A 26,450-nucleotide genomic window follows, 5' to 3' on the forward strand; every position below is an offset into this window, starting at 1 on the left:
ATCCGTTGGGGGCAAGCCATGTCCGATGACCCGAAGCTCGTCGAATACTTCAAGCGGGTGACGGCCGAACTGTACGAAACCAGGAAACGGTTGAACCGCCTCGAAAACGAGGCCGCCGATCCGGTGGTGATCGTGGGCGCGGGCTGCCGATTCCCCGGCGGTGTCGAGTCGGTCGAACAGCTGTGGGAGGTCTTGGCCCAAGGACGCGACGTGATCTCGGAATTCCCCGCCGATCGCGGATGGAACCTGGGGGAGATCTACGATCCCGATCCCGAAGCGCCGGGGAAGTCCTACGTCCGCCACGGCGGGTTCATCGAATCGGCGACCGAGTTCGACGCGGGATTCTTCGGCGTCTCGCCGCGCGAAGCCCTGGTGATGGACCCACAGCACCGGTTGCTGCTGGAGGTCTCCTGGCACGCGCTCGAGTCCGCCGGGGTCGATCCGGCCCGGCTCCGCGGCAGCCGGACCGGCGTGTTCACCGGGCTGGTCGGCGGCGACTACGCCTCTCGGGTGGAGGAGGTGCCGGTCGAGCTGGTCGGGCAGGTTTCGATCGCCAACGCGGCCAGTGTCGCGTCCGGACGGGTGTCGTACCTCTTCGGTTTCGAAGGACCGGCGATCACCCTCGACACCGCCTGCTCGTCCTCGCTCGTCGCGATGCACCTGGCCGCCCGGTCGCTGCGGAACGGCGAATGCGACCTCGCGCTGGCCGGTGGCGCGACCCTCATCCCGAGCCCGATCCGGTTCATCGAGTTCTCGCAGCAGCGTGGTCTCGCGCCGGACGGCCGGTGCAAACCCTTCTCCGCCGACGCCGACGGCACCGCCTGGGCCGAGGGCGCGGGGATCGTCGTCCTGGAAAGGCTTTCCGACGCCCGGCGCCTCGGGCACCGGGTGCTCGCCGTGCTCAAGGGGTCCGCGATCAACCAGGACGGGGCGTCCAACGGTCTCACCGCGCCGAGCGGGCGAGCCCAGCAGCGGGTCATCACCGACGCGCTCGCCGACGCCAAACTGTCCACACAGGACATCGACGTGGTCGAAGCGCACGGCACCGGCACGAAACTGGGCGACCCGATCGAGGCGCAGGCGCTGCAAGCCACCTACGGACGGGACCGCCCCGAACCGGTCCTCGTCGGAGCGGCCAAGGCGAACCTCGGGCACACCCAGGCCGCCGCCGGGATCGCCGGTGTGCTCAAGATGCTGATGGCCATGCGCCACGGTCTCGTGCCGCCGCTGCCCCATCTCGACCGGCCGACCCCGCACGTCGACTGGGACGGCGGCGGGATCGCGCTGACGACCGAAACCGTTCCCTGGCCCGAAACCGGCCGCCCCCGCCGAGCCGCGATCTCATCGTTCGGAATGAGCGGTACGAACGCGCATCTCATCCTCGAACAGGGCGAGTCACTCGCCGACGCCGAGGACGGCACTCCGCCGCCGCTGCTGCCGTGGGCGGTTTCGGCCGCCACGGCGGCCGGGGTGGCGGCGCAGGCGAAGAAACTGCTCGACGAACTCGGTGACGCAGACCCGGCCGACGTCGCGTATTCGCTCGCCACCACGCGGACCCATCATCGGCACCGTGCCGTGGTGCTCGGCGCGACTCGCGAGGAACTCCTCGACGGCCTTTCCGCGCTCGCCACCGGTGAACCGTCGTCTTTCGTGGTCGAAGGCACCGCGATCCCGGACACCGGGGTGGCGTTCGTCTGCCCGGGGCAGGGCGCGCAGTGGCAGGGAATGGCGGTGGAGCTGCTGGCCGCTTCGCCGGTGTTCGCCGAGCAGCTCGTCGAGTGCGAGAAGGCGCTGACCCCGTTCGTCGACTGGTCTCTCGTCGATGTGCTGCGGCAGGCCGAAGGGGCGCCTTCGATCGACCGCGTCGACGTCGTCCAGCCGGTGCTGGCGGCGGTGATGATCTCCCTCGCCCGGCTTTGGCGGCATCACGGCGTCGAGCCGACCGCCGTCGCCGGACACTCGCAGGGCGAGATCCCGGCGGCGTGGATCGCCGGCGCCTTGAGCCTTTCCGACGCCATGCGGGTGGCCGCGCTGCGCAGTCGCGCGCTGACGGCGTTGTCGGGTACCGGCGGGATGGTCTCGGTCGCCCTCGGCGCCGAGGCGACGGCGGAACTCATCGACGGCAAGCCGGGTGAGCTCACCATCGCCGCGGTGAACGGCGCACTGTCCACAGTGGTCTCCGGTACTCCCACCGCGTTGACGGAACTGCTCGCCGAATGCGAGGAGCGCGGCTTGCGGGCACGTCGCGTCCCGGTCGACTACGCGTCGCATTCGACCCACGTCGAACAGATCAGGGACAGGATCCTGCACGAGCTGGCACCGCTGACCCCCACCGGTCCGGTGCTGCCGTTCGTATCCGGCCGGACCGGCCGGTGGGTCGAGGACGAACCGCTGGACGCCGCCTACTGGTACCGCAGCCTGCGGGAAACGGTCCGGTTCGACGAGGTGACCGGCACCCTGCTGCGCGACGGCCACCGGGTGCTCCTCGAAGTGAGCCCGCATCCGGTGCTCGGCGGCGCCCTGCGCGAGACACTCGACGCGGGCGGCGAGACCGGCTCCGTGCTCGGGACGCTGCACCGCGGCGAAGGCGGCCTCGATCGCTTCCTGCGCGCGCTCGCCGAAGCCCATGTCGCCGGGGCCGAAGTCGACTGGCAGGTCGTTTTCGAAGGCAGCGGGGCGCGACGGGTGGATCTCCCGCCCTACCGGTTCCACCGCGACCGGTACTGGCTCGAACCGATCATGCCCGAGTTCGGGGACGGCGCGGCGGTGGAGGAAGCCGGCACCGAAGCGGACACCGGCCTGGCCTCGCTGCCGCCGGACGAACGCCGCCGCCGTCTGGTCCGAGTGGTCCGCGGACATGTCGCCGCGGTGCTGAAATACCCTCGCGGGCGCGAGGTCCCGCTGGACGACACCTTCCGCGACCTCGGCTTCGAGTCGCTCACCGCCGTCGAGTTGCGCAACCGGATCGCCGCCGCGACCGGCGTCGACCTCCAGCTGACCGATGTGCTCAACTATCCGACGGTCGAAGAGCTGGCGGAGTTCTTGACGGGCGAGGTCCCGGAGAGCGGATCCGGCGTTGCCGCGGCGGAAGAGTCCGATTCGGACAGTCTGGTTTCGCTGTACCTGAGCGGTGTCGAGCAGGGACGGCCGCATGACGCGATGGGCCTCGCCAGGATGGCCGGACTGCTGCGGGCCTCGTTCGACGACGAGACGGACGCGGCCGCGCTGGTGGCGGTCTCGCGGCTGGCCGTCGGTTCGGGCGGTCCCGCGCTGGTCTGCGCGATACCGCCGGTTTCGCCGATCACCGACGCCGCGTACTCGTTCATCGCCCCCGCGATGCCGCGGCCACACGACATGTGGACGATGTGGCCGCCGGGATTCACCGACGGCCAGCCCTTGCCGCCCGACCTGCCCAGCCTGTTCGCGGCACAACGGCGGGCGCTCGACGAGCACGTGGGCGACGGAAAGCTGGTGCTGGTCGGCTACTCCGCGGGCGGCTGGGTCGCCCGCGCCTTCGCCGAATACCTCGAGGCTCAAGGCCGCCCGGCCGACGCCGTCGTGCTCGTGGACATCTATCTGCCCGCTTCGGACCGGAACGAGGTACGCGGGCGGTTCATGCGGGAGCAGGCCGGACGGCAGGAACTCTTCGGTGGCGGGAAAACGGGTTCGATGGCGAGCCAGCTCGGCGCGATGGGCCGGTACGTCACGTTGTTCGACACCTGGGAGCCGGTCCCGATCCGGACGCCGACCCTGCACCTGCGGGCTTCGGAAGCCCTGCCGGGCCTGCCCTCGTTCACGGCGGACGAACAGTTCCCGACCGCGCTCTGCGCGCGGACCGTCGATCTGCCCGGCAACCACTACACCCTGCTGACCCAGCACGCGGAATCCGCCGCCTCCGCGCTGCACGACTGGCTGACGGAGCGCTTCGGCGACTGACCCCTTGCCGTGGCGCCGGGTCCTTTGTGCGAGGTCGTGAGTGGTAATGAGGGTTATTGAGGGGTAAGGCAAACGTGTCGTGTCTCGGGCGGGAGTGCGGCATCCGGGCACGCGAGTCACGCCTTATCGAAGTACATGAAGGCCCCCTTCCTTGCGCTAGGCGCAGGGTCCCGGCAAAGTCGAGGTAGAGCTTGATCGAGCCGAGGTAGGGCAGGCCTGATTCTGGATGCCGCGGGGCTGCGGGTGCGGTTTCGGAGGAATGTCGTGAGTGGCGGTTCGGGTGAGGGCCACTTGTGTCTTAGGTACCTGCCATCGGGCGACACGCGTGATCCGACGGAGGGTACGCGTGAGTGAACGGAGAACACCCGACGAAATCTGCCGCTCCCGCGTGTCATCCATCCAGACACACGTGTCCTCCGTCTGATCACACGCGCCATCCATCCAGCCACGCGAAACCACCCACTCGGCCCCGGTCGTGAGTGGCGATTCGGGCTAGAACGCTCATTGCGACTCGCGACCCCTCATGAAACTGCGCAAATCGCCTGGAACAGGCGCCATGGTCGCGAACAGTATCTCTTGTGGACAGTCAAGAGGCGGGCCGATCCTGACCGGGTGTGGCGAGGCCGCGACGATGAAGGAATCGGTACACTCAACGTCCCCGATCCTCCATCGTCGGCCACCGGCACCGAACGGCCGCCCCGCCGCTCCGCCAAGGCCCGGCTCAAGCGGCGTCGCGAAGCCTGCCCCGGTCGACCTTCCCCGAGGGTGTCACGGGAAGGGCGTCGACGAACCGGATGTCGCGCGGATACTTGTACGGGGCCAGCCGGGCGCGCACGTACTCCTGCAGTTCGGTCGCTTCGACGGGGCCGGACAGGACGACATAGGCGCGGCTGCGCGTCAGCCCGCCGTCCTGATAGCCGACGACGGCGCACGCTTTGACCGCGGGATGCGTCGCGAGACAGTTCTCGATCTCGACCGGCGCCACCCACACCCCGCCGACCTTGAGCAGGTCGTCGGCGCGGCCACGGTAGTGGAAGTACCCCTCGGCGTCGCGGGTGAACAGGTCACCCGACCGGACGGTGTGCTCGGCGGGGAAGGTGGCGGCCGACTTCTCCGGCGACCGGTAGTAGCCGAGCGCGACCGGCTCGCCGGACACCTCCAGCACCCCCGTCTCGCCGTCCGGCACCTCGGTCCCGCTCTCGTCGACGACCCGCGCGCGGTAGCCGGGCACGACCTTGCCGAGGGTGCCGATCCTGGATTCGCCCGGCCGGTTGGTGATGTAGCCGTGGTAGGCCTCCGAGGAGCCGATGCCGTCGATGACTTCGACCCCGAAGGTGTCCAGCCAGCGCCGGTGCAGATCGGGCGGCAGATGCTCGCCCGCCGAGGTGACGAACCGCAGACTGCTCAGGTCCTTGCCGGCGGCGTCGGGGTGCTCGACCATCGCCTTCATCATCGTGGGCACGTTGACCAGGATCGTCGGGCGATGCCGTTCGACGAGGTCGAAGAGCGTGTCCGCGGTGGACCGTTCCGGGAAGAGGATGCCGGTTCCGCCGACCCCGAGCGGGAAGAGCGCCACCATGTCCCTCGCGTAGCCGAAGAACAGCTTGGGCACCGGCAGCACGACGTCGTCTTGGTCGATCCCGAGCGTCGACCGCGCGTACCACTGGAAGCTCAGCCACGGGCTGCGCGCGGTCAGCCGGCACGCCTTCGGTTTACCCGTGCTCCCGCTGGTGAGTTTCCAGATCGCCTCGTCGTCGCCGTCGACGTGGACGGCCTCCAGTGTCGCGGGCAGTTCCGAAACGAGCGTCTCGAAACGGTGTTCCCCCGGCGCGAGCTCGTCCGGGGCGGCGCCGACCACGACGATCTCCCGTGCGCCAGCCGCCCTGAGTTCCGGTGCCGTGCCGGCGTCGGCGACGATCGCCTTCGGTTTCAGGTAGTCGAGGTAGTACCGGTAATCGTCGCGGCCGAGGAAGCTGTAGACCTCGACGGTGATGGCTCCGATCCGTTGTACCGCGAACCAGGTCGCGACGTATTCGACCCCGTCGCGCAGGGACAGCAGGACCCGGTCGCCCCGGCCGACCCCGAGCGCGCGCAAGGCGTTGCCCGTCCGGTTCACCTGTGCACGGAGCTCGTCGTAGGTCGTCGGGCCGTCGTGGGTGAGCAGAGCCGTCCGGTGCCCGTCGCGTCCGTCGAGGAAGCGTTCGGCGACGTTGAAGCTCTGGTCGGAGCCGTTCAGGGACATCGTTTCGGCACTCCCTCGGTCACGGGTGGATCAGCGGATACCCAGCGGTGCGAATAGAACTCGAAGTCGATCGCCTGCCCGTCCAGCGCGGCGTGGACCTCGGCGACCGCCGCCCTCGCCGCGGCCCGCACCGCCGGGACGGCGCAGCCGGTGGCGAGGTCGTGCAGGGTCAGGTAGGTGTCAATCAGCGCGTGGCGGTGTTCGGCACTGAGTTCACCGGTCGCGTTCGTCATGGAACCTCGCCGCCTTCGCCTCGAATCGGGGAAGCTCGCCCTGCGCGGCGAGCTGGACTTCCGGTTGCAGCCCGATCAGCCGTTTGACCGCGTCGCGGATTCCGGTGGTGAGCGCGACGGCGTCGGCGCCGGGGCGGGGCTCGATCCGGAGCACCATCTTGTCGAGGCCACCGTCCGTGCGGAGCACGGTCTGGAATTCGGCCACCTCGCCGAAACCGCGGACCACGTCCTCGACCAGCACCGGGGTCACCGAGATCCCGCGGATCTTGCGCATGTCGTCACTGCGGCCGAGGATCCCGCCGTCGTAGAAGTCCCAGGTGCGTCCGCACGGGCATTCGTGCCACGGCCGCTTCACCACGACGTCGTCCGTCCAGTACCGGAAGACCTGGATCCCTTCCCTGCCAAGGCCGGTCATGACCCGGACGCCGCGCTCGCCGTAGCCGACCGGGAGCCTCGTGCCGGGATCGAGCACCTCCTCGATGACACCGGATTCGATGACGTGGCAAGCGCCGGGCCGGGACGGGCATTCGAACATGAAGACCGTGCCGAGTTCGGTCATCCCGGCGAAGTCGAACACCTTCGCGCCGAATCCTTCGGTCAGCGCCCGCGTCGTGGCGGCGGATCGCGGTTCGGCGCCGGTCACGATGATCCGGAGCCTGCTTTCGGTCGCCAGGTCGATTCCCATCGCGGCGGCGGTTTCCAGCAGCCTCATCGCGTAGGTGGGCGTGGAGCCGAGTACTTCGATGCCCTGGTCGACGATCAGCCGGACACGGGTGGCGGAGTCCATCGAGCCGGTCGGCACGATGGTGCACCCCATCCTGGACAGCGCGTCCTGCATCCCCCAGAAACCCATGAAGAGGCCGTATCCGAAGGCCACGCACCCTTTCTGGCCGGGCCGGACCCCGGCGGCGTGCAGGGCGGCGCACCACATGTCGACACCCCACGCCCAGTCCCGTGCGGTGTCGAAGGTGCGCAGTGGCGTGTTCCCGCTGGTGCCACTGGTCTGGTGGAACCGGACTCCGGCGACGGGATCGGTGGACGGCAGGATGCCGAACGGTGGGTCGACGGCCTCCGCCGCGACCAGATCCTTCTTGTACAGCAGTGGGATCCGCTGCCGGAAGTCGGCGAGCGACTCGATGCCGTCCGGGATGCGCGTCGCCCAGAATTTCGAGTTGACCCGTGCGTGCTCCAGCGCCTTCCGCAGCTTCACCCACTGCCAGTCGGCCAGCCGGTCCCGCGGCATGGTTTCGGTCGCGGGTTGCCAGAACGCGGCCTCCGGAGTACTCATTCCGTCTCCTCTTCGTGCAGGACGCACAGGTCGGCGCGGCCGGACGCGACCGTGGTGTCGGCCTCGTCGATCGTCGTCAGCCCGTCGTCGGCGATCACCACGATTTCGGCGGTGTTGCGGATCAGGTCGGCGACCTGGACGACCCGTCCCGCCGGCAGCGGGTCCCGGTCCGCGGCGGCGAGCAACAGACCGTCCACACCGGACTCTTTGAGCGAACCGGCCAACGCGATCACCGCGTCCAGCCCGTCCCCGGAGTAAGTCCGTTCGTCCAGGCCGAACGCGGCCACGACCGGGAGCGAAGCCCGTGCTTCCGCCCACGTGGAGGCGGACGGCACGGTCGCGGCGAGCCGGTCTCCGAGGTCGAGGACCAGCAACCGATAGCCCAGTTCCGCCGCGGTTTCGGCCAGACCGGCGTCCGACGCGGCGAGCCGGACCGCCGCCGGGGCCGGACCCACCGGAGCGGGCGGGATCCCGCCGGTCCCGTCGACGAGGAGCAGTCCGGCGCCCGGCTCGCCGGTCGTCACGATCCGGTTCGCGAGTTCGAGCGGCCCGAGACTCAGTGGCGTGAGCGCGGGCGACGACGCCGGTGGCATCGGCCTGCCGGTGGCGCGCGCGTGGAACCAGCGGGTGAACTCGCTCGCGAAATCCGGGTCCAGCGCGACGATGTCGTCGTGGGAGATCCGCCATGACCTGGCGAGCAACTGGTAGGCGAACTGGATCGGCTCGAAGCCGAGATAACGGTGCGCGTGGTCGAAGTGGCGTTCCGAACGGAGGGAAGCCTGCTGGAACTGCTCGACTCTTGGCCGCCGGGTCTTCTCGTACATCGCGAGCGCTTCGGAGATCCGGCCGGGCTGCGCCCGTAGTTCACCGGCGAGCGCGATGGCGTCTTCCAGCGCCAGCCGGGTGCCGGAACCGATGGACCAGTGCGCGGTGTGCGCGGCGTCGCCGATCAGTACGACGTCGTCGGTGTGCCAGTTTTCGCATTCGAGGAGCCGGAAACGCGACCATTCCGAGCCGCGCGGCAGGATCGGCTTGCCGTTCAGGTGGTCCGCGAAGACGCTTTCGCAGAAGCGGAGTGACTCCTCCAGGCTCATTTCCGCCAGTCCGGACCGCCGCCAGGCGTCGTCCGAGACGTAGAGGATCAGCGAACACCAGCCCTGGCCGGAGGGATAGAAATAGCCTTGGAAGAGGCCCCATTCCGTCTCGGCGAAGGCGTAGGTGAAGTAGGGCAGCGGGAGTTCGACGCCGAACCAGCCGAAGTGGAACTTCGACGGGGTGAAGGCGGGCCGGAAGGTGTCGGCGAGTTCGGTGCGGACCACCGAGCCGACACCGTCCGCGCCGACGACGAGATCGGCCGCGTCGTGTTCGGCGAGTGACTTCGTCTCGTGTCCGAAGTGGAGTTCCACCCCGAGCCGCCTGGCGTCCCGGCGCAGCACCGTCTGTACCTGATTGCGGGGAATGCCGTGGAACCGGTTGCCTTCCACCCGGCGGACCGTGCCGCGGTACCGGATCTCGACGGGGGTCCAGGTGGTTCCGGCCGAGACGATCTCCTCGTGGATGTCCGGCGCGATCGCGCCCAGTTCGGCCAGCGCGCCGTCGGGGAACACGAGCCCCCAGCCAGCCGAGGCGTCTTCGGCGTTGCGTTCGAAGACATGCACCTCGTCCGCGATCCCGCCGCGTTTGAGCAGTGTGGAGAGGAAGAGCCCGCCCGGCCCCGCCCCGATGATGTCGACTCGCATCACGCCCTCGATTCGGTGCTCGTCCGGACGGTCGCCGCTTTCCACCGGGTGACGGCGTCGCGTACGCGGTCGAGCCGCGCACCGCCCGCCGCGCCGAGCACCCGGTAGAGCTCGCTCCCGATGACCACGCCTGCCGCGTGCCTCGACACCGCCCGGATGCCGCCCTCGTCACGAAGGCCGAATCCGGCGAGAAAGGGCTTCTTCGCGCCCTCGGCGGCGGCCTCGGTGAGCCGTCCCGCCTCGGCGTGGGTGAGTGGGTCACCGGTGCGGGCGGCGAGGGAGCGGTAGGTCAGCACGTCGGCTTCTGCCTCCAACCTGGCGGCGCGGCCGGGTTCGGTCGAGGAGGCGATCAGGGGAACCGCGCTGAGCCCCTGGTCGAGGACCTGGCCGACGGTGGGCGAAGCAGCCGGATCGGTCAGCACGAGACCGTCGGTGCCCGCCGTCACCGCGCCGGTCAGCAGCGATCGCACGCCGAGATCGGCGACCGTGGCCGGATACACCAACGGCAGCAGCGGGGTGTCCGGCAGCGCCGCACGCAGTTCCCCGACGATCTCCCACGAGCGACCGGGCGGGAGGCCGCGCGCCCGATCGAACGAGCGCGCCACCTCGGTTCCGCGTGGTCGCGTGCCTTCGGTGGGGATCCCGAGTTCCAGGACGTCGGCGCCCGCTTCCACCAAGGCCTCGGCGAGCCGTCCGGTCGGCGCGATCGGATCACCGACGGTCAGGTAGACCACCAGTAGTGCCTCGCCCCGCGACCGGCTTTCGCCGAGCCGGTCGCCTAGGTGAGGCATCGGACGGTTCCGGCTCGCAGCCGCTTCGCGAGGGCGGCGGGGTCGGGGCTCTTCGCCAGCGCCGTCCCCACGAGCACGGCGTCCGCGCCGGCGGCGACGGCCCGCGCGACATCCTCGGGAGTGTGGAACGCGCTCTCGGAAATGACCCGGACCTCCGGCGGGATCGCCGAAAGCAGGGATTCGGTCCGGCTCACCGTGCCGGTGTCGAGTTCCAGCGCGACGATGTCCCGGTTGTTCACGGCGATGGTCTTCGCACCGAGTTCCAGTGCCCGCGCCACATGCTCGGGCTGATGCGCTCCGACGACCACTTCCAGTCCGAGGCGTTCCGACCGCTCGATCATCCGCTCCAGCAGACCGGGCTCGACGACGGTGTTGACCGAAAGCTGCACCGCGTCGAAACCGGCGTCCGCCGATTCGTCCACCTGGTCGATGGAGTTGAAGAATTCCTTGCGCATCAACGGAAGCGGGCAAAGGGCGCGAATACGCGCGGCGAGTTCGATCCCGCCGCCGAAGTACACCGGGTCGGTCGGTGTCGACAGCGCCTCGACCCCTCCGGTGACCAGCTCGGCGAGATAACCCTCCAGGTCCTCAGGGCGCAGCAACAGCCCGTCGCGAGGCGAGATGAACTTGACGTCGGCCATCAACGCGGCCCGGCCGTCCAGTCGCGCGTTGTCGAGAACCTCTTGCAAACTCCGACCGTTCACCTGATCCCTCCTGATCATGAGCCACTCGGAAATCGTCGCATCGTCGTGGTGCGCGGGCTTCTCGCTCATTGCCGGATTTCAGTGCTGGGCGGCGATGGTGCCGGAAAGTTTCGCCCAGCCGCGCAGGAGCGATTCCGCCGCGCCCGAGTCGATCGAGTGTTCCGCGACGGGGAGCCAGTGGCGGATGTCGGTGGTCAGCGAGTCGCCGAAACCGTGGTGGGCGGCCAACGCCGCGGCCGCGTTGAGCAGCACGGCGTCCCGGACGGAACTTCGCTTGCCCCCCAAGGTTTCCAGCGTGATGGCCGCGTTCTCCGCGGGGCCACCGCCACGCAGCGCGCCGGGTGCGGAAAGCGGGATCCCCGCCGAACGCGGATCGAACTCGTCCCGTCGCACGGTTCCGTCGGACACCACCCAGACCGTGCTCGTCGTCGCCGTGGTGAATTCGTCGAGTCCGTCGTCGCCGCGGACGACCAGTGCCCGTGTCCCGCGCCGGGCGAACGCCTCCGCGAGGGTCTTCGTCTGCGTGGCGAAGGCACAACCGACGAGCGCGGCGTCCGGTCGCGCCGGATTCGAGAGCGGGCCGAGCAGGTTGAAGGTGGTCGGAACGGCGAGTTCACGGCGTGCCGGGCCGATATGTCGCAGCCCGGGATAGAACGCCGGGCCGAAACAGAATCCGATGCCCAGTTCGGCGAGACACCGTTCCACCCCTTCGGGCGGCAGATCGATGACGACGCCCAGCGCCTCCAGCACGTCCGCCGACCCGGAGGAGGAAGACGCGCTCCGGTTGCCGACCTTCGCCACGTCCGCGCCGGTCGCCGCGACGACGATCGCCGCCATGGTGGAGATGTTCACCGAACGGGAACCGTCGCCGCCGGTACCGACGATGTCCACCGCGGACCGGCTCAGCCGCACCGGCGGCGCGTGCGACACGGTCCGCTCGGCCAGTGCGGCGACCTCGGCCGCCGTTTCGCCCTTCGCGCGCAGCGCTACGGCGAAACCGGCCAGCCGTACCGGGGTGACGTCGCCGGCCATCACGGCGTCGATCACCCACGCGGCGTCCGAAGTGGACAGATCAATCCCGTCGAGCAGGCGCCGGGTGAGTGTCGTGAAATCCCGTTCGGCCGTCGTCATCGCGTCACCCTGGCCTCGATGAGCGAAGAACGGGACGAACCGGTGATCCGGGTGATCTCGAAACCGGCGCCGCCGAGCAGTTCCCGCCAGTGTGTCTCGGTCCGTTCCCTGCCGCCGAGCAGGACGAGCATGTGCAGGTCCAGCAGTTTCGCCGGATGGGGTTCGGTGCCGTCGGGCACGACCTGTTCCAGGATCAGCAGTTTCGAACCCGATGCCATCGCTTCCGCCACCCGGCGCAGGATCCGCGTCGCGTCGGTGTCGTCCCAGTCGTGCAGGATCTGCGCGAGCACATACACGTCCCCGCCGGCCGGGACACGTTCGAAGAAGTCCCCACCGACCACCTCGCGGCGGCTGGACGTCGACGGCGGACCGACGACGTGCGGCTGGTCGAAAACCGTGCCGTGCAGATGCGGATGGCGGGAGAGCAGTTCGTCGACGAGTGTGCCGTTGCCGCCCCCGACGTCGACCACGCTTCCGGCGCCGCTCCAGTCCCATTCGTGGAGCGGCAGCATCCGCAAGGTGACCAGCCCCGCCTGCGCCCGGTCGAAAGCCGCGGCCGCGGCGGGCCGCTCGCCGTGCCAGTCGAACATCGGCTTGCCGAACACCTCGTCGAAACCCGCTTCGCCGGTGCGCAGGCTGTGTCCCGCCGCGGACCAGGCCAGGTAGGCCTCGTCGTCCATCAGCGTCGCCAAATGCCTCAGCGAACCGGGGGTGTCCTCGCGCAGCAGCGAGCCGAGTCCGGTGACGGCGAAGGTCCCTCTCGGCTCCTCGGTGAACAGCCCTTCGGCCACGAGAACCCTGAGGAAGCGGGTGAGCGCGTCTTGATCGACCCCCGCCTTGGCCGCGATGACCTCCACCGGGAGCGCGTCGTCGCCGAGCCGCTCGATGATGTCCGCCTTGGTCACCGCGAAGATCGCCTGCGAAACGACGTAACCCATGATCTTCCGCCGCAGCAAGCTGTTCGCCTCGTCGTTGGCGAGAAATTCGTCGTTGTCACGCAATGCGGGCACCTTCCTGCTGTTCGCCGTTCTCGGGATGGAGTACCGGGAACAGCGGCTGGTCCGCCGCCACCCGCAGATAGTCCGCGCCGGCGGTGCCACCGGTTCCCGGTACCCGGCCGATGATCTTCAGCGTGATACCCCAATGGGTTCTCTTCATCCCGCGCCACGCGTCGTCGAGCTTCCGCATCGCCGCGGCCAGCGCGGTGGAAACGGGATCGGCCGGCAGGGCGGTGAAGACCTCTTGCAGCGACAGGCCTTCCACGGAGAACGGTGGCGCCTGCGGATTGGGCCGGATCGGCGCGCTGCGCAATTCGACCTCGCGATACGCCCTCGACTGGATCGCACTACGGCCACGCGTGTTCGCGCGGATTTCGGCGAAGCTGTCCTGTGGCATGGTCGTCAGTACGCGGTAGAGCATCGTGGTCGCGCTGATCCTGCCCGCCGCGCCGGTGATCTCCTCGATCGCGGCCGACGGCCGACCACCGTCCACAGCGGACACGGCCCGATCGAGGCCGCGCGCGATTCTGCGGTAGAGCAGTTCGAAGGCCTGCACGCTACGGATGAACATGACCTCGTCGTGTCTGCTCGTGGTCGGCAGCATCGCGATCCGCACCGCGTGCCGGACCGGCTCCTCGATCCGCGCGAGGGTCGCGTCCGCCACCGCGATCTCCTGGTCTCCCGGAGCGCTTCCGTCCGTGGACGCCGGCTGGAGCAGAGCACTCGCCAACGGCGCGATCTCCCCGGCTCTGACGAGCGCGCGGAATACGGCCTGGGTCCGGGCCCACTGCTTGCTCGAGTTCGGATTCGCGCGCAGCCCGGTCGCCTCGAACCGCAGGAGATCGGCCAGCAGTGCGACGATCAGACCGTCCAGCTCGGTGTCGACCCGGTCCGGTCCGCCCGCTTCGGCGACTTCTTCCAGTAGCGGGATCGCGGCGTAGGAGTCGTAGTTCCCGTTTTCCTGGTCGAAGGTGCCGGGCAGCCAGCCTGCCAGTACGCGGTCGTGGACCGTGCGCGGCGGCGGGAGTGCTCCGGCGAGGACGCGGAGTCTTTCGATCAGGAGCGGATCGGCCTGATTGCGGCCGACCGCCTGGAAATGCCCGAGCACGGCGTCGTAGGGGAACCGTGCCGCTTCCCCGGTCGCCGCTCCGGAACGGAGCCGCTCGAACCACCGGTCGATCTGTTCGACGGCGGGCCGCGGAGAGCGTCTCCATGAGCCCGCGCCGACCGCGCGGAGGCTGAGTCGGCCGACCCCGGTCGTCGTGGGGACGACTCCATTCGCGGCCAGGGTGTCCTTCTGCGGTGTCATAGTGCTTTCCCTCATCAGATCAGGAATCGATGGCCGGGTTTCACCGCGGGTCAGGTGATGTTCCGCACCTCCCACAACGCGGGGAACAACGGCGTGAACACCGCACGCCGCAGATAGGCCGCGCCGGTCGAACCGCCGGTCCCGGTCTTGTCGCCGATGATGCGCTGCGCCATCATCGAATGCCGGTAGCGCCATTCGGTGAAGGTCTGGTCGAGGTCGACCATCCGCTCGCACACCTGCGCCACCACGCCGTCCTCGCGGTAGGCCTTCGCGATCGTCGGCGCCGCGATTTCGGGCGAATCGCCTGGGAGCACGGGAAATCCCTGCGCGGTGAGGTAGGTGGCGAACGAGTCGAACAAGGACGGTCCGGCCAGCGCGGTGAGCAGCCGTTCCCGGTCGGCCGTTCCCTCCGGGAACCGGTCGAGCACGCCGGGGTCGCGTCTGCCGAGGACCACCTCGATCTCGCGGAACTGCGCGGAATAGAAGCCGCTGCCGCCGAGGTCGTCCCGGAACCGGGCGAACTGACCGGGGGTGAGGGTGTCGAGGACGTCGATCTGCCGGAGCATCACCCGCACGATCGCGAGGAGGCGGCCGATGGTCCGCAGGGCCGCCCCCACCTCGCCGTCCCCGAACGCCCGGCCCAGTTCGGCGAACTCGTGCAGCAGCTGCTTGAACCAGAGCTCGTGCACCTGGTGCACGATGACGAAGAGCAGCTCGTCGTGTTCGCCGGTGTTGGGCTGTTGAAGCTCCAGCAATTCGTCGAGGGCGAGATAGTCGCGGTACGCGGTATGTGCTGCTTCGTCGGCTGCGCTCATGCCGCGTGCCTCTCCGGCGTCACCACCGCTGGAGGGGGTGTGGGCACCGGGGCCGGAACCTGCCGGGACTGCCTCAGCACCCGCATCATCATGGCGGGCTTCATCAGGTTCGCCGGTGGGTCCACCAGCCCGGCCACCCGCATGAAGGTGCCGGTGACCCGGCCGTCCCTCGTCGCCGCGCGCTGCACCCGTCCCATGTAGGCGTTGGCTATCCGGACCTGCGCGGGGCGTTTTCCGGCGACACCGGGGAAACTCAGATCACCCGACGCGGAGATCTGCCAGGGCACGTCGATGACGGCGGAGATGTCCTTGAAGAACGCCAGTGCTTCCGGCGCTTTCCCTTCGCGCAGGTGTTCACGCAGGGTCAGCGCCTCGAGCGCGGCGACGGTCATGCCCTGTCCGTAGACCGGGTTGAAACTGCAGACGGCGTCACCGACCACGAGCAGACCTTCCGGAAAACCGGTCAGCCGCTCGTAGTGACGGCGCACGCTCGCCGGGTACCGGAAGGCGACCGGTTCGCTGAGCGGTTCGGCGTCCTTGATGACGTCGTACACGTCGGGAACTTCGAGCGACTTCGCGAACGCCAGGAAGCCGGCGTCGTCGGTGGGCGCGCTGTCACCGAGCACGCCGGTGAGCGAGACCATGAACTTGCCGCCCTCGATCCGGGAGAGGAACGCGCCCCGCGGATGCGACGGAGTGGACACGGGGTTGATCGACAGGTCGTCCCCGAGTGGTCCGTTCTCCGGCAGCCGGTAAACCCGCGTCGTGTAGGTCAGATCGATCTTGACGCGGTCCTCTTCCGGCGCGGCGTGACCGAGTTCGGTGAGCCACGCGGGCGTTCGCGAGCCGCGTCCGGTCGCGTCGACCACCAGATCGGCCGTCAGCCGCAGGTCGTCGCCGGAGGCACCGTCCCGGACCTCCACGCCCTCGACCCGGGAGCGGTCACCGGACAGGACCGGCCCGAGCACCGTGTGGTTCGCCAGCAGCCGGACGTTGGCGATCGCCTCCACCCGGTCGCGGACGAGACCTTCCAGCACCGGACGCGCGGCCGACACGCAGACCAAACCGGTGTGCGCCGGGGAAAGCCGCCTGCCGTTGAAATACCAGCGGAGTTCCCCGAGATCCCCGGTGGGGACACCGGCGGCGACGGCGGCGTCGGTGAACCCGTCGAACAGCTCGTCGAGGATCTGCTGACCTCTGGCGAGCAGACCGTGCACGTGCCTGCCCTGTGGCACACCGCGACGTGCCGTCCGCAGACCGTGCAGTTCGTCCCGGTCGACGATCACGACGTCCGCGTAGGACTCCGACAGGACCCGTGCGGCCAGCAGGCCGGCCATACTGCCACCGAGAACGACCGCGCGCTCTCCCACTTGCTTGCCCACCAGGGCCTCCCTGTCTTCGTCCTTGATTCGATCAGTGGCCGGAACGCCGGACTCAGTCGTCCGTGCCGAAGAACTCGATCACCGACGGGGCGACGGCGGTGGCGACCAGGTTGTGGTCGCTGTCAGGCAAGGTCAACGCGTTCGCCCCGGGGATCCGTGCCACCACTTCGGCGACGGAATCACGTTGCCATTGCGGGCTTTTCGCGCCGGTGACGCCCAGCGTCGGCACGGTGATCTTCGAGATCCGATCGGGCACGTGGCAGTCACCGATGATCTCGCCGTCGTAGGGCAGGGTGTGCGCCAAGCCGACCAGGTGCGACCATGCCTCGGACTGCTCGATACGGCCGACGGAATCCGGTTTGAAGCCGACCGCGTTGATCATGAAGTGCTTGACCGCGTCACCGAGCTGATCGTTGCGGACGTACTCCGCGAGGTCGGACCGGTATTTTTCGTCGAGGCGGTCGCGCGTGCCTTCCAGGATATACGGTGGTTCGTAGGCCACGAGTTTCGTGATCCCGTTGCCGCGCAACGCGACATCGAAGGCCAGCACGGCGGCGGTGCAGTGGGCGAACACGTGCGCCTGGCCACCGGCCTCGGCGATGACCGCTTCGAGGTCTTCCAGTTCGCGCTCGACCGCGTACGGGCCGGTGTCGCCGCTTTCCCCGCGGCCGCGGCGATTCACGTTGAACACCTCGTAATGCGGGGACAGCAGTTCCGCCAGTTCCGCGGTGGCCCAGTGGTCACAGAGCGCGCCGCCGAGGAGGATCACGGGGTGGCCGGCACCGACCCGCTGGACCGAGATCGCGGTGCCGTCGCGCGAAAATACCTTGTCCATGGCTCTCCCACAGGGTCGATTGCTCTTTTCGACGCCGTCGCCGGGCGACCGCGCCACCGGCGTTTCTCATCCCGGTGATGGAAATCGTCACACGATTCCCCGCACGGATACTTCTTCCCGACTGCTTGGTGGAGTCCGTTTCCTTCCCGCAGCGAAGGAGACGTACGCGGTCTATTCGGGGAGTTAGCGTGCTCGCCGGGGGAGCCTTGTCGTTATCGATGATCGGAGTCGTTATGAAGCCCTTCCGCCTCGCTGTGCCGGAGGCCGACCTGGCGGACCTGCGTCGCCGGATCGGGCAGACCCGGTGGCCCGACGAACTTCCCGGCGTCGGCTGGGATCGCGGTGTCCCGCTCGGCTACCTGCGCGAGCTCGCGCGGTACTGGGCGGAGGAATTCGACTGGCGCGCGGTGGAAGCGAGAATCAACGCCTTTCCGCAGTTCACCACCGAAATCGACGGTGAGGACGTGCACTTCCTGCATGTCCGCTCACCCGAACCGAACGCGACGCCGCTCGTGCTGACGCACGGCTGGCCGGGTTCGTTCGCCGAATTCCTCGACGTCATCGGGCCACTGACCGATCCCCGCGCGCATGATCTGGACCCTTCGACCGCCTATCACGTCGTCATCCCGTCCATTCCGGGTTACGGGTTCTCGACGCTGCGCCAGCCGGGCTGGGACGTGCCGAGGATCGCCGGTGCCTGGCGGGAACTCATGGCACGCCTCGGGTACGACCGCTACGTGGCGCAAGGCGGTGACGCCGGCTCCCCGATTTCGCTGGTGCTGGGCATGCTGGATCCCGAGCACGTGCTCGGCGTGCACGTGAACATGCTGATGACCTTCCCTTCGGGCGACCCCGCGGAACTCGAGGGAATCAGCGAAACCGACGGGGCGCGGCTGGCCGGGCTCGGCCGGTTCGACACCGAACTCTCCGGCTACATGAAGGTCCAGGCGACACGGCCACAGACGATCGCCTACGCGCTCACCGACTCACCCGTCGGCCAGCTGGCTTGGATCGTCGAGAAGTTCCGTGAGTGGACCGATTCGACGGAACTCCCCGAAGACGCGGTCTCCCGGGACCACATCCTGACCGGGGTGACGCTGTACTGGCTGACGGCCACGGCGGGTTCCTCGGCACAGTTCTACTACGAAGGCGCGGAAGCCGTCCGGCAGGCGGCGAGCGGCGTGGTGCCGCCCCCGGTGCCGGTACCGGTCGGCGTCGCGGTCTTCCCGCGCGACATCTTCGTGCCGGTGCGCCGTCTCGCGGAACGCGACATCCCCAGCATCACGCACTGGACCGAACATGACCGCGGCGGGCACTTCGCGGCGCTGGAGCAACCGGAGCTGCTCGTCTCCGATCTGCGGGCGTTCACCGCGAAACTCCTCGCGGGGGAGAGCCGTCGAGCGGCTTGAGCGGTAACCGAGCATGCCACCACTGCGGCATTGGGGATGCTGTTGGTTCTATCCGGGCGGTCACGCGCCGAGGAGTCGCGTGAGTTGCGCTGGTCCGGCGACAGGGGGATCAACTGTCCACAAGGACCAACCATATGCCTGAATGGCCGTTTGATCCGCAATATCCTGTGCTGGAAGTCCGTGAAGGCCTCCTTCCCTACTCTGACGGTAGTGAAGGAGGCTTTCGCTACCGTCGGATGTGATCTCTGGTGACAGTGGGGCGGCGGCCGGTCGTGAAGTACATGAAGGTCCCCTTCCTTGGCGCCTAGCGCAGGGTTCCGGCAGAGTCGCATAAGTGCTGGTCGGCTGCACCTCTATAGCGGGACAAGACGAACGCGTCGTGGTGGACACGGCGGGAGCGGGCCCACGGAAGGGGCCTCACCCGGGTCCGGACTGTCCATAAGGGACACTTCTCGGGACAAATGTGCCCGATTTGGGCATCTTGCACGGTTTCGCGTGGCTGGATGGATGGCGCGTGTGATCCGACGGAGGACACGTGTGACTGGGTGGATGACACGCGGGAGCGGCAGGTTTCGTCGCGTGTGTTCTCCGTTCACTCACGCGTGCCCTCCGTCGGATCACGCGTGTCGCCCGATGGTAGGTACCTAAGACAGCAAGTGGCCCTCACCCGAATCGCCACTCACGCCATTCCTCCGAAACCGCACCTGCAGCCCCGCGGCATCCAGAATCAGGCCCGCCCTACCTCGACCTTGCCGGGACCCTGACCCTCAAAGTAGGGAAGGGGACCTTCATGTACTTCGGTAAGGCGTGACGACCAGCCGTCGCTCAGGCGTCTTCCGCGCCCATCATCAGCGCGGCGAGGTCCTCCGGGGCGAGGAACGACGGTGGCGGAGGAGTGCCCCAGCTGAAGAAGCTCAGCGCACCCTCGAACACCTCGGGCTGCCACAGTTCGTCGTCGAGAATGCAGTCCGTGTCGCTGTAGTACTCGCTGAAGTTGCCGGCGGGATCCTTGAGGTACCAGAAGAAGTTGGACCCGACATGGTGACGGCCGAGGCCCCACACGTGCCGCTCCGGATGGTTCTCGAGCATCGACGTCGCACCGCGGCCGACCTCGTCGACGTCGTCGACCTGCCAGCCGGTGTGGTGCAGATAGGTCACCGGGGAGCGCAGGAGGAGCAGGTTGTGGTGTTCGGTCGTACACCTCAGGAACGCGCCCGCGTTCCGGATCAGGTCGCTGACCTTGAACCCGATGCCCTCGACGAAGAATTTCTGTGAGATCGCGAAATCGGTCGAACCGAGGACGACGTGCCCGAGCCGCTTCGGTCGCACCCGGTCGTCACGCAACACCCCGGGAGCTCGCGTCCCCGGGCGTTCGATCCGTCCGTTGGCGTTGTACGGCGTCGGCTGGCCCACCGCTTGACGGATCCGCGGCTCGATCTTCAGGGTCACTTCGGTGCCGGTGGCCGGATCGGTGCCGATGAGGCTGCCCGGCGCGCGACGGTGGGCCGCGCCGATCCGCTCCAGATTCGCCTCGGCGCGGCCGAGATCGTCCTCGTCGTCGACGGAGACGGTCATCCCGGCCAGCCGCCGGAATCTCGACGACACCAGCCGCAGCTGGCGACCACCGTCCACAGTGGAGTACCAGCCGTCTTTCCCGGGAGTCAGGCCGAAGTCGTCGTAATAGGCGGAGGTCTCCGCGAGATTGGGCACTCCGATGGTGACCGATCCCAGCCTGTGCAGTGTCACGCGACAGCTCCCTTTCGGCTACGGGCCCGGCAATTGTCCACTGATCAGAATACCGGAGTGAACGCACGCCACAGTGGTTCCGCGGCAGGTGTGACAATCCAGGATAAGCAGGCCGATGCCCTCTTTTCCGGCAAACACGGAGTAGGGGAACGGGTCCCCGGCGGGCTAGCATCGAATGAAAACACAGGTATGGTTCGCCGAGAGTGAGGATGTTGCAGTGACCGTCCCCGAAGTCGTCTCGCGAGAAGAATGGACAGCAGCTCGCACCGCCTTCCTCGCCAAGGAGAAAGAACTGACCAAGGCGCGTGACGAGATCAACGCCCAGCGCCGTGCGCTGCCCCGGATACTGGTCGAGAAGAACTACACGTTCCACGACCCGGAGCGAGGTGAACTCTCGTTTCCCGATCTTTTCGAAGGCAGGCGGCAACTCATCGTCTACCACTTCATGATGCTGGGTCCCAGTGAAGAGTTCTGCACGAGCTGCTCCTTCTGGATCGACAACATCGGGCACCTCGCGCATCTGCACGCCCGTGACACCACGCTGGTGATCGACTGCCCGGCGCCGCTGGAGAAGATCCAGCCGTTCAAGGAACGAATGGGGTGGACGGTGCCCTGGGTGTCGTCGCTCGGCTCGGATTTCTACCAGGACTTCCACGTGTCACTCGGGGCCGGCGTCCAGCCGCCCGGAATCAGTGCTTTCGTCCGTGAGGGCGACACGATCCAGTACGCGTACTCGACCCACGGCCGCGGCAGCGATCTGCTGAACACGACCTACAACTACCTCGACCTGACGCCGCTCGGCAGGCAGGAGGAGGGGCTCGGGTTCACCCAGGAGTGGGTCCGGCACCACGACCGTTACGAGAACGCGGACCGGTGCGGCGTGTGCGAACACGCCGTCGGCTGAGAAAGCCGAAAGGGCCGTACCCGGATGGCTGCCGGGTACGGCCCTTTCGTCGTGGGTCGTCGCTCAGTAAGGCGAGCCGACGCTGGCGATCTCGAACTTCGCCAGGTCACCACCCTGGATCTCGGTGAACTGTTCCGGCGGGTTGGCGACCTGGCGCCACGCGTTGAGCACCTCGTCGGATTCCCAGCGCTCGAACAGGTTCACCCGGCCCGGATCCACCGCGTCCGCCGTGATGGCGAAGTCAAGGCAGCCGTCGAACTTCCGGGCACGCGAGATGACGTCCTGGTGCAGCTGCACGTATTTGTCCCGGTCGGCCGCGTCGATCTGGAAGTATCCCGCGACGATGATCATTTCCTGTCCCTTTCGTCGAACTTTCAGTCCTTGGCCAGAACGGATGTTCCGGCTTCGGAGCCTTCTCCGGTGGCGGTTTCTCCCGTTTCCGGCGCGCCAGCCTGCCCGTCGCCACCGGGGCTCTGGTGAGAGAGCGGCGGGATCTGCCGGAACGACTTGATGCACAGAATAGCCAAAAGCGTGAACAAAACCGCGCCGACGATCGCGACCACGTTCAAACCGCTGGTGAACGCGCTCCTCGCTGATTCGAGCAATTGCGAACCGGCCGGTTCACCGAGCCCCGGCGCGACGGCGAGGGCGTTGGTGATGCTTTCCCGTGCCGCGTCCGCTCCGGGCGGCACCTCGACCTGGTTGCTGTACACGGCGGTACCGACGGTGCCGAACAGCGCGATACCCGCCGCCACACCGAATTGCCCGCCCATCTCCATGGACGCCGACGCCGCGCCGATCTTGTCCGGCGGCGTGTTGCCCATCATCAACTCGTACCCGAGCGCGGTGCCGGGCCCGATGCCGGCCATCGCGAGCGCGAACCCGATCACGGTGAGCGTCAGGCCACCGGTGGCCGAAACCTGCGTGAGCAGGCCGTAGCCGATGGCGGCGATCAGCAGGCCGACACTCATCACGTAGGCGGGGCGGATCTGCCTTCCGATCCCGCTGCCGAGCATGATGGCGACCACCATGGCGAATCCGGTCGGCACCAGCCAAAGACCGGCAGCCAGCGGGGTGAGCCCGACGACGGTCTGCAGGTAGAGGCTCACCATCAGCAGCCCGCCACCCTGGATGGCGCCACCGCCGAGGCTCAGGATGAACGACGAACGGAACACCCGGTGGGAGAACAGGCCGAGGTCGATCATCGGGTCGGCGAGCCGCTTCTGCCGCGCGATGAACAGCGCGCCGAAGATCAGGCCGACGACCATCGAACCGACCAGCAGCGGCTTCCAGCCCTCGCGGGCCACCTCGGTGACGCCGTAGATGAGCGGCAGGATCGCGAGCAGCGAGAGCAGGACACTGCCGAAATCGACCTTCCGCCCGCCCGGTGCCTTGAACTCCGGCAGCACCGAGCCGCCGGCGATGAGCACCAGCAGGACCACCGGCACGGCGAGGAGGAAGACCGAACCCCACCAGAAGCTCGACAGCATCAAGCCGCCGACGATGGGTCCGAGCACCGAACCGCCCATGAAACAGGCCATCCAGATCCCGATGGCCGCGGATCGCTGCTTCGGGTGCTGGAAGATGTTGCTCAGCAGCGCCAAGGACGAAGGTGCGAAGGTCGCGCCCGCGATCCCCAGCAGCGCCCTGGACACGATCAGCATCTCACTGCTGGTCGAGAACGCCGCCAGCAGTGACGCGATCCCGAACGCCGCGGCGCCGAACATCAGGATCTTGCGTCTGCCGATCCGGTCGCCCAACGCGCCCATCGTCGGCAGGAAACCGGCGAGCAGGAAGCCGTAGATGTCCAAGATCCACAGCTGTTCGGTACTGCTGGGCGCGAGATCCGCCGTGATGTGCGGGGTCGCGAGCACAAGTACGCTCAAGTCCACTGACATCAGCAGGGTCGGCAGCGCGAGCAGGAGTAGCCCGAACCATTCCTTCCGCCCTGCCAAGACGGGCGCATTGCCCGTCGGTGTTGTTGCGTCCATCAACCTTCCTTTCTCTGGGGCACGGCCCGGCGGTGATCAACTGATCACCGCTGGAGGAAATCGGCGCTCGTCCGTCTCAGCTCGTCGAAGGAGGAGAGGTCGGGAGCGGTCCAGCCGTCCAGGTCGTATTCGGCCAGGCATTCGCGGACGAAGTCCCGGTAACCGTCGACCTGCCCCGAGACGACCTGCGACATCATCAGCTCGATCCGGGTGTTCTCGTGGTTTCCCGAATAGTTGCGTTCGTACAGTTCGTGCCTGCCCCCGAATTCCGAGCCGATGGCATCCCAGAGCAGCTTCATCACCTTGACCCTGGCCACCGAATCCGTTCCGTTCGAACCGCGCACGAAACGATCGAGATAACCGCGGATCTCCGGATTGCGGAAGTCGTCGGCACTGGAATTGAGGTAGATCAACCCGCTGGCCACGTCCTGCATCACGATCTCCTTGATGCGGGAGTACCCCATCTGCATGAACCAGCGGTAAGCCATTCCGTACTGCGGGTTCGGCAGGACGGCGCCGTTCTTCCAGGGAACCGGGTTTCGCGCGGCCGCGTCGGACAGCCCCTGGAACAACGTCCGCCACGCCAGCACTTCGCCGATCCTGGTCTGCACGCCGCGGAAGTCCTTGGAACCGGTGAGCTCCAACGCCTCGAAAAGCAGGCCGGCCAGGAATTCCAGTTTCACGGCGAGCCGCGTGCAGCCCTGGAACATCGCGCGCTCGTTGAACCCGGAATGTCCGGTGAACATCTGCATCTTGCCGATGTTCCCGTAGACGAAGACGTTCTCCCACGGCACGAGCACCTTGTCGAAGACGAGAATGCTGTCGTTCTCGTCCATCCGCGCCGACAGCGGATAGTCGAAGGGACTGCCCATCACCGCCGCGGTCGCGGCGTAGGAGGTCCGGCAGATCAGTTTCACGCCCGGCGCGTCCATCGGAACGGTCGCGACGAGTGCGAACCGCTTGTCCTTCACCGGCATGCCCTGGTTCGCGATGAAGTTGTAATGCGTCATCGCCGAGGCCGTCGCCACGACCTTGGCGCCACTGATCACGACTCCCGCGTCGGTCTCCTTCTCCACATGCACGATCACGTCGCCGATCTCGTCCGGCGGTTTGCTGCGATCGACCGGTGGGTGCACGAAGGCGTGGTTCCAGAACAACACCTTCTCCTGCGTTTCCCGGTACCAGCGGTGGGCGTTGTCGGTGAACGGCGCGTAGAAGTCGGCGTTGGCCCCGAGGGTGCCGAGGAACGACGCCTTGTAGTCGGGTGTCCTGGTCATCCAGCCGTAGCTGATCCTCGCCCAGCCCGCGATCGCGGCCTGGTCCGCGACCAGGTCTTCGGCACTGTGCGGGGTGCGGAAGAACCGGTGGGTGAACCCGTCGCTCCCGGTGTCGGTCGGCGCGGTGAGCGTCGCCTGGCGTTCCGGATCGTGCAGCGCGTCGTAGAGCCGCGCCGTCATCCTCGCCGGGTTGGCGAAGGCCGGATGCCTGGTGATGTCCTTGACCCGGTCGCCGTAGATGAACACCTCCCGGCCGTCCCGCAACGTCTCGAGGTATTCGTCGCCGGTCAGCGGCCGGGTCTTGCGGGCGTTGGCGGCGGGTTCGGTACTCATCGCGCCTCTTCCGCGAGCGGCGCGTCGGTGTCCGTGACCACAGTGGACAGAATCGCGCGGAACTGCTCGACCAGGCCGGCGACGGTCTCCTCCCGGAATTCCTCCCGGTCGTATTTCACGCTGCCGAAGATGCCGTGCTCCGCGTCGACGTCCAGGGTCCAGAGCATCCCGTTGGGGATGTCGGAGGAGACCTCCTGGCCGAGAACCCGGTGGCGCACCTCGGAATACTTCGCGGTGGCCCCGAATTCGCCGTCGGCGCCGAACGGGTGCTGGAAGACCTGCAGCGCGCTGACGGCGACCCCCGGCGTGGCGAAGGTGCTCGGCAACTCCGGGGCCTCCGCGACGAGATGGGCGAAGGGGAGGTCGTTCACCTGCGCCTCGATGCAGGTGGCGCGGGTGCGCTGGAGGACGTCGCGCAGGGTTTCGCAGCCGTCGAGGTCGGTCCGCAGCGGCAGGAAGTTGAAGAACGGGCCGACGGTCTCCTCGAAGCGTTCGTCGAGCCTGCCCGAGGTGATGGTCGGCACGACGATGTCCGTCGCCGAGGTCCGGCGCGAGACAAGGACGTTGTAGGCGGTCTGCAGCACCATGAACGCCGACGCCCGGGAACTCCTGGCGAGTCGTACGGTCGCCTCGGTCAAGGCCGGATCCAGCACGAACCGGTAGGTCGAAGTCACCTTGTCCGGCCCGGGGGTGACGACCGCGTCCGCGGGGAGGCCTAGCAGGCGCGCGTCACGCAGTTTGTCCCGCCAGTACGCGAGCGAACGCTCGTGCGCCTTCGACGTGCTCGCTTCCCGTTGCGCGACAGCGAACTCCCGGTACTGGCGCACCTGGGGAAGCCGGGGATCGCGCCCTTCGAGCCGCGCGCCGTAGTACTCGGCGATGTCCCGCATGAGCAGCCGCATCGACCAGCCGTCGGTGCCGATGTGGTGCCCGACGAGCACGAACAGGGACTCCTCGTCGGACAACCTGCCCAGCACCGCCCGCACGAGCGGCGGGCGGTTCGCCGAGATCGTCCCCGTTTCCACCTCGCGGAGGAACTCTTCGACGCGGTGCTCCGAACCGGTGCCGGGGATGTCTACGACTTCCAGTTCGGCGGGGGACGGCGGGCGCACCTCCTGGTACCGGTCGCTCGACGGCCGGTTGATCACCGTACGCAGTGCCTCGTGCCTGCTGACCACGTCACCGAGCGCCTCGCGGAGCAGGGCGACGTCGATCGAGCCGAGCAGCCGCCAGCCGCGGACGTTGTGATACCGCGGGCCGAATGGCCCCTCGTCGGCTTCGACGTTGTCGTCGAAACCGCACAGGAACTCCTGGGTAAGGGAAAGCGGGTAGCGGCGTGGTGCCTTTTCGTCCACTTCGGACATTTCGTGAACCTCCTCGAGGTGTG

Annotated in this window: 20 protein-coding genes; 3 read left to right on the plus strand and 17 right to left on the minus strand. The window is 68.0% G+C overall.

The features are described 5' to 3' along the window. The first annotated feature begins 18 nt into the window (after nt 1-18). Nucleotides 19-3,936, plus strand: coding sequence for a type I polyketide synthase (locus ACZ7KI_RS20975; RefSeq protein ID WP_470274776.1), 3,918 nt, complete (start codon nt 19-21; stop codon nt 3,934-3,936). Nucleotides 3,937-4,657: 721 nt separating this feature from the next. Here the strand turns inward: ACZ7KI_RS20975 and ACZ7KI_RS20980 are convergent. The 12 genes from ACZ7KI_RS20980 to ACZ7KI_RS21035 form a co-directional block, all read right to left on the minus strand. Further along, nucleotides 4,658-6,178, minus strand: a complete 1,521-nt coding sequence (locus ACZ7KI_RS20980; protein WP_470274777.1) for a benzoate-CoA ligase family protein — start codon at nt 6,176-6,178, stop codon at nt 4,658-4,660. Further along, nucleotides 6,169-6,411, minus strand: coding sequence for a DUF6052 family protein (locus ACZ7KI_RS20985; protein WP_470274778.1), 243 nt, complete (start codon nt 6,409-6,411; stop codon nt 6,169-6,171). Before ACZ7KI_RS20985 ends, ACZ7KI_RS20980 begins: the two co-directional genes overlap by 10 nt. Beyond that, nucleotides 6,392-7,699 carry a phenylacetate--CoA ligase family protein gene (locus ACZ7KI_RS20990; protein WP_470274779.1) on the minus strand — a complete coding sequence of 436 codons (1,308 nt, stop codon included), beginning with the start codon at nt 7,697-7,699 and terminating at the stop codon, nt 6,392-6,394. Before ACZ7KI_RS20990 ends, ACZ7KI_RS20985 begins: the two co-directional genes overlap by 20 nt. After that, nucleotides 7,696-9,438 carry an FAD-dependent monooxygenase gene (locus ACZ7KI_RS20995; protein ID WP_470274780.1) on the minus strand — a complete coding sequence of 581 codons (1,743 nt, stop codon included), beginning with the start codon at nt 9,436-9,438 and terminating at the stop codon, nt 7,696-7,698. The genes ACZ7KI_RS20990 and ACZ7KI_RS20995 overlap by 4 nt, the downstream gene beginning before the upstream one ends. After that, nucleotides 9,438-10,229 (minus strand): tryptophan synthase subunit alpha, encoded by a 792-nt coding sequence (locus tag ACZ7KI_RS21000; protein WP_470274781.1) that lies wholly within the window; start codon nt 10,227-10,229, stop codon nt 9,438-9,440. The genes ACZ7KI_RS20995 and ACZ7KI_RS21000 overlap by 1 nt, the downstream gene beginning before the upstream one ends. After that, complete coding sequence (locus tag ACZ7KI_RS21005) at nt 10,217-10,933, minus strand: alpha-hydroxy-acid oxidizing protein (RefSeq protein ID WP_470274782.1); 717 nt, start codon at nt 10,931-10,933, stop codon at nt 10,217-10,219. Before ACZ7KI_RS21005 ends, ACZ7KI_RS21000 begins: the two co-directional genes overlap by 13 nt. A gap of 78 nt (nt 10,934-11,011) precedes the next feature. Continuing rightward, nucleotides 11,012-12,064: an anthranilate phosphoribosyltransferase gene (trpD, locus tag ACZ7KI_RS21010; protein ID WP_470274783.1), complete on the minus strand. Its 1,053-nt coding sequence runs from the start codon at nt 12,062-12,064 to the stop codon at nt 11,012-11,014. Continuing rightward, nucleotides 12,061-13,065, minus strand: coding sequence for a methyltransferase (locus ACZ7KI_RS21015; protein WP_470274784.1), 1,005 nt, complete (start codon nt 13,063-13,065; stop codon nt 12,061-12,063). The genes trpD and ACZ7KI_RS21015 overlap by 4 nt, the downstream gene beginning before the upstream one ends. Continuing rightward, nucleotides 13,058-14,371 (minus strand): tryptophan 2,3-dioxygenase, encoded by a 1,314-nt coding sequence (locus ACZ7KI_RS21020; protein ID WP_470274785.1) that lies wholly within the window; start codon nt 14,369-14,371, stop codon nt 13,058-13,060. The genes ACZ7KI_RS21015 and ACZ7KI_RS21020 overlap by 8 nt, the downstream gene beginning before the upstream one ends. Before the next feature lie 50 nt (nt 14,372-14,421). After that, a complete protein-coding gene (locus ACZ7KI_RS21025) occupies nt 14,422-15,186 on the minus strand; it encodes a tryptophan 2,3-dioxygenase (protein ID WP_470274786.1) in 765 nt (254 codons plus the stop codon). Further along, nucleotides 15,183-16,568: an FAD-dependent oxidoreductase gene (locus tag ACZ7KI_RS21030; RefSeq protein ID WP_470274787.1), complete on the minus strand. Its 1,386-nt coding sequence runs from the start codon at nt 16,566-16,568 to the stop codon at nt 15,183-15,185. The genes ACZ7KI_RS21025 and ACZ7KI_RS21030 overlap by 4 nt, the downstream gene beginning before the upstream one ends. Nucleotides 16,569-16,620: 52 nt before the next feature. Continuing rightward, complete coding sequence (locus ACZ7KI_RS21035) at nt 16,621-17,403, minus strand: alpha/beta fold hydrolase (protein WP_470274788.1); 783 nt, start codon at nt 17,401-17,403, stop codon at nt 16,621-16,623. 233 nt (nt 17,404-17,636) lie between these two features. Here ACZ7KI_RS21035 and ACZ7KI_RS21040 point away from each other — a divergent pair, with 233 nt between their 5' ends. Beyond that, nucleotides 17,637-18,812 carry an epoxide hydrolase family protein gene (locus ACZ7KI_RS21040; RefSeq protein WP_470274789.1) on the plus strand — a complete coding sequence of 392 codons (1,176 nt, stop codon included), beginning with the start codon at nt 17,637-17,639 and terminating at the stop codon, nt 18,810-18,812. 825 nt (nt 18,813-19,637) lie between these two features. Here ACZ7KI_RS21040 and ACZ7KI_RS21045 read toward each other — a convergent pair. Then, a complete protein-coding gene (locus ACZ7KI_RS21045; RefSeq protein WP_470274790.1) occupies nt 19,638-20,558 on the minus strand; it encodes a VOC family protein in 921 nt (306 codons plus the stop codon). 217 nt (nt 20,559-20,775) lie between these two features. Between ACZ7KI_RS21045 and ACZ7KI_RS21050 the strand changes: the two genes are divergently transcribed. Then, on the plus strand, nt 20,776-21,462 hold the full coding sequence (locus tag ACZ7KI_RS21050; RefSeq protein ID WP_470274791.1) for a DUF899 domain-containing protein: 687 nt from the start codon (nt 20,776-20,778) through the stop codon (nt 21,460-21,462). Between the two features lie 63 nt (nt 21,463-21,525). On the opposite strand, the gene ACZ7KI_RS21055 is transcribed toward ACZ7KI_RS21050, so the two are convergent. The 4 genes from ACZ7KI_RS21055 to ACZ7KI_RS21070 are packed head-to-tail and all read right to left on the minus strand — an operon-like array spanning nt 21,526 to nt 26,427. Beyond that, entirely contained in the window at nt 21,526-21,813 is a 288-nt protein-coding gene (locus tag ACZ7KI_RS21055; RefSeq protein WP_465502605.1) for a putative quinol monooxygenase, read from the minus strand. A 23-nt stretch (nt 21,814-21,836) separates the two neighbouring features. Beyond that, on the minus strand, nt 21,837-23,453 hold the full coding sequence (locus ACZ7KI_RS21060) for an MFS transporter (RefSeq protein ID WP_470274792.1): 1,617 nt from the start codon (nt 23,451-23,453) through the stop codon (nt 21,837-21,839). A 44-nt stretch (nt 23,454-23,497) separates the two neighbouring features. After that, on the minus strand, nt 23,498-25,063 hold the full coding sequence (locus ACZ7KI_RS21065; RefSeq protein WP_470274793.1) for a 4-hydroxyphenylacetate 3-hydroxylase family protein: 1,566 nt from the start codon (nt 25,061-25,063) through the stop codon (nt 23,498-23,500). Then, nucleotides 25,060-26,427, minus strand: a complete 1,368-nt coding sequence (locus tag ACZ7KI_RS21070; protein ID WP_470274794.1) for a condensation domain-containing protein — start codon at nt 26,425-26,427, stop codon at nt 25,060-25,062. The genes ACZ7KI_RS21065 and ACZ7KI_RS21070 overlap by 4 nt, the downstream gene beginning before the upstream one ends. Nucleotides 26,428-26,450: the final 23 nt, after the last annotated feature.

This window comes from Amycolatopsis sp. NPDC039088, assembly GCF_055598845.1.